The 6,409-nt window shown below is 54.0% G+C and carries 4 protein-coding genes and 1 pseudogene; all 5 read left to right on the forward strand.

The window, feature by feature from the left end; genetic code table 11:
* The first annotated feature begins 11 nt into the window (after nt 1-11).
* Nucleotides 12-1,112, forward strand: a complete 1,101-nt coding sequence (locus QWJ10_RS19435) for a flagellar basal body P-ring protein FlgI (RefSeq protein ID WP_289929118.1) — start codon at nt 12-14, stop codon at nt 1,110-1,112.
* 13 nt (nt 1,113-1,125) lie between these two features.
* A complete protein-coding gene (flgJ, locus tag QWJ10_RS19440) occupies nt 1,126-2,352 on the forward strand; it encodes a flagellar assembly peptidoglycan hydrolase FlgJ (protein WP_150347658.1) in 1,227 nt (408 codons plus the stop codon).
* Nucleotides 2,353-2,361: 9 nt separating this feature from the next.
* Nucleotides 2,362-4,413, forward strand: a complete 2,052-nt coding sequence (flgK, locus tag QWJ10_RS19445) for a flagellar hook-associated protein FlgK (RefSeq protein WP_289929124.1) — start codon at nt 2,362-2,364, stop codon at nt 4,411-4,413.
* A gap of 11 nt (nt 4,414-4,424) precedes the next feature.
* Nucleotides 4,425-5,975 (forward strand): flagellar hook-associated protein 3, encoded by a 1,551-nt coding sequence (locus tag QWJ10_RS19450; RefSeq protein ID WP_289929127.1) that lies wholly within the window; start codon nt 4,425-4,427, stop codon nt 5,973-5,975.
* Between the two features lie 329 nt (nt 5,976-6,304).
* Nucleotides 6,305-6,409: pseudogene (locus QWJ10_RS19455) on the forward strand (flagellin FliC); the annotation flags it as partial.

The following is a 6,409-nucleotide window of genomic DNA, read 5'->3' on the forward strand; positions in this document are numbered from 1 at the left end:
GGCGTGAAATCATGTTGAAACATCTATGCGTTGCTTTCGCACTGGTACTGTCGGCAACGGCAGCCCAGGCAGAACGCCTCAAGGATATCGCTACCATTCAAGGCGTGCGGACCAACCAGCTGATTGGTTACGGCCTGGTTGTGGGCTTGAATGGTACAGGTGACCAGACGACTCAAACGCCGTTTACCGTCCAGACCTTCAATAACATGATGGCGCAGTTCGGTATCAAAGTACCCAGCGGTGGAAACGTGCAGCTCAAGAACGTAGCAGCAGTATCCATTCATGCGGACCTGCCAGCGTTCGCCAAGCCAGGCCAGACTATTGACGTTACCATTTCGTCGATCGGTAATGCCAAGAGTTTGCGTGGCGGTAGCCTGTTGATGGCTCCGCTAAAGGGTATCGACGGTAGCGTATATGCCGTCGCGCAAGGCAACCTGGTTGTGGGTGGTTTTGACGCAGAGGGGAAAGACGGCTCTCGTATCACCGTCAACGTTCCGTCAGCAGGGCGTATCCCCGGCGGGGCCACTGTTGAGCGTCCGGTTCCAAGCGGATTTGATCAGGGGAACTCGCTTACGCTGAACCTCAACCGTTCGGACTTCACGACCGCCAAACATATCGTTGACAAGATCAACGACTTACTAGGTCCGGGTGTGGCAACAGCAGTAGATGGCGGCTCGGTTCGCGTAACGGCACCGCTTGATCCTAACCAGCGCGTGGACTACATCTCTGTACTGGAAAACCTGGAAGTCAACCCAGGCGAAGCGGTTGCCAAGGTCATTATCAATTCGCGTACCGGCACTATCGTGGTAGGGCAGAACGTAAAAGTTGCGCCTGCAGCTGTTACGCACGGCAGCCTGACGGTCACCATCAGTGAAGATCCCATTGTCAGTCAGCCCAATCCGCTCTCGGACGGCCAGACCGCAGTGGTGCCCAACTCGACAGTCAAGGCCAAGCAGGAAGCCAAGCCGATGTTCAGGTTTGGTCCTGGCACGACTCTTGATGAGATTGTACGGGCCGTCAACCAAGTTGGCGCAGCACCCAGTGATTTGATGGCGATCCTCGAGGCGCTTAAACAGGCTGGCGCCTTGCAGGCCGATCTGATTGTAATTTAACGGAGCAGTAGTCATGGACTCTCGTTTGGGCGGAACCTACAGCAGTAACGTCGATTCCGGCGCATACACCGACTTGAACCGCCTTGCCCAGATGAAGGGCAAGAACCGGGACAGTGAGGAAAACATCAAGAAAGTGGCTCAGGAGTTTGAGTCGCTCTTCCTGAACCAGATGATGAAGTCCATGCGCTCGGCTAATGAAGTGCTGGCCGATAAGGACAGCCCGTTTCAGAGCGAAACGACCAAGCAATACCAGAGCATGTATGACCAGCAAATGGCCGTGTCGCTCTCGCGAGAGGGTGGTGGCCTTGGCTTGGCAGCGGTGCTTGAGCGTCAGCTCTCGAAGACGGGGCAGGCCAGCCATCGTCCGAATCCATTTGCGCAGGTAGGGCAGGCAGCGGCGGCGCCGAAAAGTGAGGCTTCAGCGGCTGCCCAGCCCTTAACGCTTCGCTCCGATCACAAACTGGCCACTGTAGATCCTGCGCGTGATGATTCCAAGTTTCTCAATCAACGCCGCCTAGCGTTGCCTGGAAAGCTGGTTGATCGCGTCATGGCCGGTATTGTGCCGGATGTACAAAATCCGACCAATCACGTTGCCGGCACGGCTAACACTGCACTGTCAAAAAATGATTGGAAGCCTGCTCAAGCCCTGGCCGTTTCGGCCGATAAAGGTCTGAGTACGGGTGTGTCCCAGGACATTAGTGGACGTCGGTATGCACAACCGCCTCTGGCCAGTAAATCATCCTTCAGTAGCCGTGAGGACTTCGTTAATACGATGCTGCCAATGGCGAAGGAAGCTGCTGAGCGGATCGGCGTCGACCCACGTTTCCTGGTAGCCCAGGCTGCACTGGAGACCGGCTGGGGCAAGTCCATCATCCAGCAGCAGGACGGCTCCAGTAGCCACAACCTGTTCGGCATCAAGGCTCATGGCTGGCAGGGTGGTTCGGCGCGTGCACTGACTACCGAATATGTGAACGGGCAGCCCGTTAAAGAGGTAGCCAAGTTCCGTGCATATGACTCGTACGCAGACAGCTTCCATGACTATGTGAGCTTTCTGCAGGACAACGATCGGTATCAGAAGGCGCTCAACAGCGGAGGCGATTCAGAGAAGTTCATGAAAGGACTCCAGCAAGCCGGCTATGCCACTGACCCGAACTATGCACGCAAGGTAACGCAAATCGCTCAAGGCATTGGTACTTACCAGAACATTGCCTCGAATAGCTCAACTACGATTCGTTCATAAGGCCTGATCATGTCGAACCTCATTTCAATCGGACTTTCGGGGCTTTCAGCCAGCCAGAGTGCTTTGAGCACGACGGGTCATAACATTACAAATGCGGATACCGCAGGGTATACCCGTCAGCAGACCGTTCAGAAAACGACGGCAGCGCGTCTTGAAGGTACCTCCTATATTGGTACCGGTACGACCATTGCCGACGTGCGCCGTATTTATAACGACTATCTGGGTACCCAGGTAAGGACGACCACCGCGCTGAATAGCGCCGCGCAGTCGTTTTACAACCAGGTCAAGCAGGTCGACTCACTGCTGTCGGACGGTACTACCGGCGTTAGCAAGGTCATGCAGTCATTCTTTGCTGCGCTACAGACAGCATCGGCCAGTCCTACGGATAATGCCTCTCGCCAACTGCTTCTAACACAGGCTCAGGGCTTGAGCGAGCGCTTCAACTCCGTAACCAACCAGCTGATAGACCAAAATAACTACGTTAACGAGCAGTTGGCCAGCATGGCCACACAGGCCAACAAACTGGCAGGTAGCGTAGCTCAGTACAACCAGGCTATTGCCGAGGCCTCGGGCAACGGCGCTTCGCCCAACGATCTGCTGGATGCCCGGGACGAGGCGGTACGTCAGCTTTCCGAGATGATCGGCGTGACGGTGGTCAACCAGGACGGCAACTACAACCTGTATATCGGCTCAGGTCAGCCCCTGGTGGTCGGCAACTCCGTATCTACGCTTGCAGCAGGCCCCAGCCAGATCGATCCGGCGCGTTATGCCGTTACGTTGACCAAGGCCAATACAACCCAAGATGTCTCTTCCGTAGTAACGGGCGGTGAAATGGGCGGATTGCTCAACTACCGTGACAACGTGCTTGATCCGGCCCGTAATGAGCTGGGCCGCATGGCCATGGTGATTACCGAGCAGGTGAATAGCCAATTGGGGCAGGGCCTGGATCTTAACGGCAACTTCGGTTCGCCGATGTTTGCAGATCTTAACAGCGCCGCTAACGTTTCCCATCGCAGCCTTGCCCAGATTGGCAACAGCGATAAGACGGCAAGCCTGAACGTAGACATCAAGGACACCAGCAAGCTGACCACTAGCGACTATGAAGTCACGATGCTGGAAGGTAATAGATATTCAGTGCGCCGTCTTTCCGATGGCCAAGCTATGGGCTCTTACAACCTGGATGCTTCACCTGCACCGGTGATTGATGGCTTCTCACTGAGCCTGGCGAGCGGGTCTGCGGTAAAGGGTGACAAGTTCACAATCATACCGACTCGTACGGGTGCGGCAGACATCTCTGCGCAGCTCAAGGATGCCTCTCAACTGGCGTTCGCTGCGCCGTTGTCTGCCACGCTTACAACCGGTAATAAAGGGTCTGGCAGTGTGACGCAGCCGACTTTGACGACCAAGCTGGATGTCAATGATGCCACCGCCAATGCTCAGATGCAGGCGGGTATCAAGAACGGCACGCCGGTCAAGATTGTATTTGGTGACGTCGCGAATGGCTCTCAGAGCTACTCGGTATTCAATACCAAGGGTGAATCCATCGGGACCGGTACTATCGTTCCGGGCAACAACAACAAGGTTGCTGTCAATGTTCCTGTATTGGATGACGCTGGCGATGCGGTACTGAATACAGACGGAACGGCCAAGACATTCTCGTTTGAAATGACAGTGAGCGGCTCTCCATCCAAGGACGACAGCCTCACGGTGTCGTTCAACAAGAGTGGCGCTTCTGACAACCGCAACGCCCAGCAATTGCTGAACCTGCAAACTAAGAATGCGGTGGGCGTCAGTGGCGGGAGTGTAGGAACCAGCATTACAGGTGCTTACAGCTCTTTAATTGAGCGGGTAGGGGCCATTACGAGTCAAGCCGAGCTCGACACCAAGGCGACGAGCGCCGTGCTGACTCAAGCAAAAGACAGTCGTGATTCGGTATCAGGCGTCAACCTGGACGAAGAAGCGGCCAACCTGGTCAAGTTTCAACAGTATTACAACGCGTCTGCGCAGGTGATCTCAATCGCCCGCAGCACGTTCGATACGCTGATCAATGCAGTTCGATAGAGGCTTTATTCATGCGCATCTCTACCTCACAAATGTTTGCTTCGAATATTTCCGGATATCAGAACGGCTATTCGAGCATTGTTAAGACACAACAGCAGATCTCCAGCGGCGTTCGTATTCAGACTCCGGCAGACGATCCGGTCGGTGCTGCTCGCCTGCTTCAGCTGGAGCAGCAACAGGCTCAGCTTGGACAGTACAAGGGCAATCTGGATACGGCGAAGAACAGTTTGCTGCAAGAAGAAAGCGTACTGACGTCCATGGGCAATATGCTGCAGCGTGCGCGTGAATTGGCGCTCAGTGCTGGTAACGGCTCTTATTCGGATATCGATAGAAAATCCGTAGCCGCCGAGATTGACCAGATTCAACAGCAGCTTCTGACCTCCATGAACAGTCAGGATGCAAACGGCCAATATCTGTTTGGTGGAGCCAAGAGTTCATCAGCGCCGTTCACCCAGAACCCTGATGGCAGCTATAGCTACACGGGCGATCAAGGTACTCTTGAAGTCCAGGTATCGAGCTCAATGCGGCTTTCGTCCAACGATAGCGGCTGGAGCCTGTTTGAAAACGTAGGCAACAGCAGCCGTACCGGCACTACGCTGACCAATGCACCCAGCAGTGGCCAGAAGGCCTACATGGGGCAGGGCGTAATCAGCAACGAGCAGAGCTTTGACAATAGCTATCGCAGCGGTGCGCCTTATGCAGTCGAGCTGACCAGCGGCAATGAGTACAAGATTTATAGCAAAGCTGATCCGAGCCAGACGTTGACGACTGGCTCGTTCGATGTTGCCAAAAGCAAGAACAACATATCGTTCCGGGGTGTTGAATTTGCCCTTGATTTTAAAGAGTTGTCTGGCACTTCCAGTGCGGAAGATCAGCTGAAAGGACATACGTTCGAGCTATCAGTTGCCTCGGACAAGTTCACTGTCTCAGGCCAAAATGCGTCGAATGCTCAGATTGGCAATGCCAAGATTGTAGATGCAGGCGCGTACTCATCGACTTTTCCAGCTTCTGGAGTGACGATCAAGTTCACCAGCAGTACCGATTATGAAGTCTATGCTCAGCCGCTTTCTGAAGGCGACAAGCCCTTGGCTTCAGGCGCGCTCAACAGCAACACGCTGACGTACGGTGGCGTCCAGTTCGATGTCGGTGGTACGGCACAGGCCGGCGATCGGTTGAGTGTTTCGCCTAAATCACAGAATACCCAAGGTATCCTGGATACGCTGTCTAACTTGTCGAAAGCACTAAGGGCGCCGGTATCGGGTGACAACGCGGCCAAATTCAAGCTGAGTGAGTCGATAAATGCCGCGGTAGGTAATATCGATAGTGCGCAGGCACAGATTCTGTCTACTCATGCTTCCATCGGCGCGCGTCTTAATACAATCGACACGCTTTCTGTCGAGAACGAAAGCTTGAACATGACCAATAAGTCTACTCAGTCTGATATCCGTGACACGGACATGGCCGAGGCTTCTTCAAAGCTCATCCTGCAGCAAACAATGCTGGAGGCGGCGCAAGCTTCCTTTGCGCGTGTCAGCCAGCTTAGCTTGTTCGACAAGCTATAAGTTCTAAGCCAATAAAAAAGGCGAGCTCCGAGCTCGCCTTTTTTATTGCTGTAAACAGAGTGGCTCAAGTAAGAAAAAGAGGGCGACAAAAGGTAAAAACTTTCGTTAAAGCAAATGAGTTCAAGGCCGAAATAGAAAGTAACCCGCTCAGGAAGCCTTGCTTGTCGTGGCTTGGGATGTGTCGGTATCACTTAAAGCCTTGGAAACCTTAAATAAATTTCTAAAGCAAATTAAGTAAGCGCCGATAACCTGAATGTAAGCTCTCCAGGCCGTACGAGGCAGTTGCCAGGCCGGGGTATCAATCAAGTGACTTTTGTGAGTATCTCATCATGGCTATGACCGTAAACACTAACGTTGCCTCCCTGTCCGTTCAGAAGAACCTGAACCGCGCTTCCGACAGCCTGAGCAACTCCATGCAGCGCCTGTCCTCTGGC

The organism is Pseudomonas sp. WAC2 (assembly GCF_030403525.1).
GTDB lineage: Bacteria > Pseudomonadota > Gammaproteobacteria > Pseudomonadales > Pseudomonadaceae > Chryseomonas > Chryseomonas luteola.

Excerpts from the sequence above, each read along its gene's own strand:
- QWJ10_RS19435 (WP_289929118.1), top strand. The coding sequence starts at position 12 with ATGTTGAAACATCTATGCGTTGCTTTCGCACTGGTACTGTCGGCAACG.
- flgJ (WP_150347658.1), top strand. The coding sequence starts at position 1,126 with ATGGACTCTCGTTTGGGCGGAACCTACAGCAGTAACGTCGATTCCGGC.
- flgK (WP_289929124.1), top strand. The coding sequence starts at position 2,362 with ATGTCGAACCTCATTTCAATCGGACTTTCGGGGCTTTCAGCCAGCCAG.
- QWJ10_RS19450 (WP_289929127.1), top strand. The coding sequence starts at position 4,425 with ATGCGCATCTCTACCTCACAAATGTTTGCTTCGAATATTTCCGGATAT.